The 2,425-nt window shown below is 69.2% G+C and carries 2 protein-coding genes; one reads left to right on the top strand and one right to left on the bottom strand.

The window, feature by feature from the left end; translation table 11 throughout:
* A partial coding sequence (locus RMO97_RS03505) for an ABC transporter ATP-binding protein (protein ID WP_310539158.1) occupies positions 1–1,744 on the bottom strand: 1,744 nt, incomplete at its 3' end.
* A gap of 82 nt (positions 1,745–1,826) precedes the next feature.
* On the opposite strand from RMO97_RS03505, the gene RMO97_RS03500 reads away from it, so the two are divergent.
* Entirely contained in the window at positions 1,827–2,366 is a 540-nt protein-coding gene (locus tag RMO97_RS03500; protein ID WP_310539157.1) for an HAD family hydrolase, read from the top strand.
* Positions 2,367–2,425 lie beyond the last annotated feature (59 nt).

The raw sequence follows: 2,425 nt of genomic DNA, 5'->3' as shown, positions 1-2,425 counted from the left end.
CCAGTCGCGACGGCAGGAACCGGTAGGCGGTCTTGGGGTCCATGGGGCTGGGCGGTTCGCCGGTGAGTTTCAGGCGTTTGCGGGTGCGCTCCACCGCCGGGTCGGGGATGGGCGCGGCCGACAGCAGGGCCTTGGTGTAGGGGTGCTGGGGCGCCTGCCAGATGCTGTCGCGGTCGGCCAGTTCCATGACCCGCCCCATGTACAGCACCAGCACCCGGTGGCTGATCTCGCGCACCACCGCCAGGTCGTGACTGATGAAGATCATCGCCAGGCCCATTTCGGCCTGCAGCTGGATCAACAGGTCGATGATCTGGGCGCGGATCGACACGTCCAGGGCGGATACCGCCTCATCGCAGATCACCAGCTTGGGCTTCAGGATCATGGCGCGCGCGATGCCGACCCGCTGGTTCTGGCCGCCGCTCAGCTCGTGCGGATAGCGGTTGATCAGGTCAGTATCGAGCTCCACCTTGGCCATCATCGCGCGCACCTCGGCCTCACGGGCTGCTCGGTCCAGGTCGGGGCGAAAGGCACTCAGCGGCTCGGCGATGGACGACCCCACGGTCATCCGCGGATCCAGGCTGGCCAGCGGATCCTGGAAGACGATCTGCAGGTCCTTGCGCGCCGCCCGCATGGTTTCACGGTCGGCGTGGGTGATGTCGCGGCCCATCAGGGTGACCGCGCCGCCGGTGGCGGGAAGCAGGTTCAGCACCGCACGCGCCAGGGTTGATTTCCCCGACCCGCTCTCGCCCACGACACCCAGGGTCTCCCCCTGGCGCACTTCGAACGACACGCCGTCGACGGCGCGGAGGGTTTTGGGCTTGCTGAACAAGGGCCCTGGAATCGGGAAATGGACCTTCACGTCGGTCCCTTCGGAGATCACCGGCGCACCCGCCGCCAGGGGTGTGATCTGCGGCCGTCCGCCCCGGTCGTCGCGGTCCAGGCGCGGAATCGCGGCCAGCAGGGCCTTGGTGTAGTCGCTCTTGGGGCGGCGGAAGATGTCCTCCACCAGCCCGGCCTCGACGTAGGCGCCGTCCTTCATCACGCACACCCGATCGGCCAGCCGGGCGATCACGCCCATATCGTGGGTGATCAGCGCCATGGCGGTCCCGGTCCCACGCTGGAGCTCGGCCATCAGGTCCAGGATTTCGGCCTGGACGGTCACGTCCAGAGCCGTGGTGGGTTCGTCGGCGATCAACAGCTCCGGCCCCGGCGCCATAGCGGCGGCGATCATCACCCGCTGGCGCATGCCGCCCGACAGTTCGTGGGGATACTGCCGCATCCGCTCGGCGGAATTGGGAATGCGCACATTGTCCAGCCACTCGCGCGCCCGCTTGTCGGCCTCGGCGCCGCTCAGGCCCAGGTGCAGGCGCAGCGGCTCGGCGATCTGTTCGCCGATGCGCACATGCGGGGTCAGGGCCGTCAGCGGGTCCTGAAAGATCATGGTCATCTTCGAGCCCCGCACCTTGTTGAGCGCGCGCGGCGATAGTGTCAGCAGTTCCTGGCCGTGCAGGCTGGCCGACCCCGACGCGCGGCCGTTGCGGGCCAGGAGACCCATCACCGCCATGAAGGTCTGGCTCTTGCCCGAGCCGCTCTCACCCACCACCCCCAGGGTCTCCCCCCGGCCGATGGCCAGGGAGACCCCGCGTACGGCCTCCACCAGCCCGTCGTGGGTCTCGAAATCCACCTGCAGGTTCTGGATTTCCAGAACAGGGGCGGCGAGGACAGGATCGGCGGGATCGGGCAAGGCGGCCTCCGGAGGTGACGCCACGAACATAGACTGCGATCGCGCGGCGAGACTTGGGCTTTTTATGGAGAGCCCGCCAGGAGTGCGCTATCGCCCGGGCGTGACCCAGCCCGACCTGCGCCCCTGCCTGTTCCTCGACCGCGACGGCGTGCTGAACGAGGACCGCGGCTATGTCCACCGCTGGACGGACTTCCGCTGGATCGACGGCGCCCGGGCGGCCATCGCCCGGTTCAACGCCGCCGGCTGGCTGGTAATCGTGGTGACCAACCAGTCGGGGGTTGGGCGCGGCTACTACTCCGAAGCCGAGATGCACGCCCTGCACGCCGCGATGCAGGACGACCTGGCTGAGGCGGGCGCGCGGATCGACGCCATCTACCACGCCCCCCACCATCCTGAGGCCACGGTGGAGGCCTACCGCCACCCCGACCCGCCGGACCGCAAGCCCAACCCCGGCATGATCCTGCGGGCGCTGGCCGAATGGCCCATCGATTCGGCCCGCTCGGTGCTGGTGGGCGACAAGCCCCATGACCTGGTGGCGGCGCAACGAGCCGGTGTGCGCGGGCTCTTGTTCCAGGGCGGGGATCTCGGCGCCTTCCTGGCGGCCAGCGGGTTCCCCGACTAGCCGCCCTCCATCTTCTCCAGCATCCGCTCGAGCGTCACGAGCTCGTCAGCCTCGCCCGG

Origin of the sequence: Phenylobacterium sp. (assembly GCF_031425575.1) — a bacterium.
Taxonomy (GTDB): Bacteria; Pseudomonadota; Alphaproteobacteria; order Caulobacterales; family Caulobacteraceae; genus Phenylobacterium.
The sequence above is the reverse complement of the archived record's forward strand: the minus strand, read 5'-3'. Positions and strand labels throughout refer to the sequence as shown.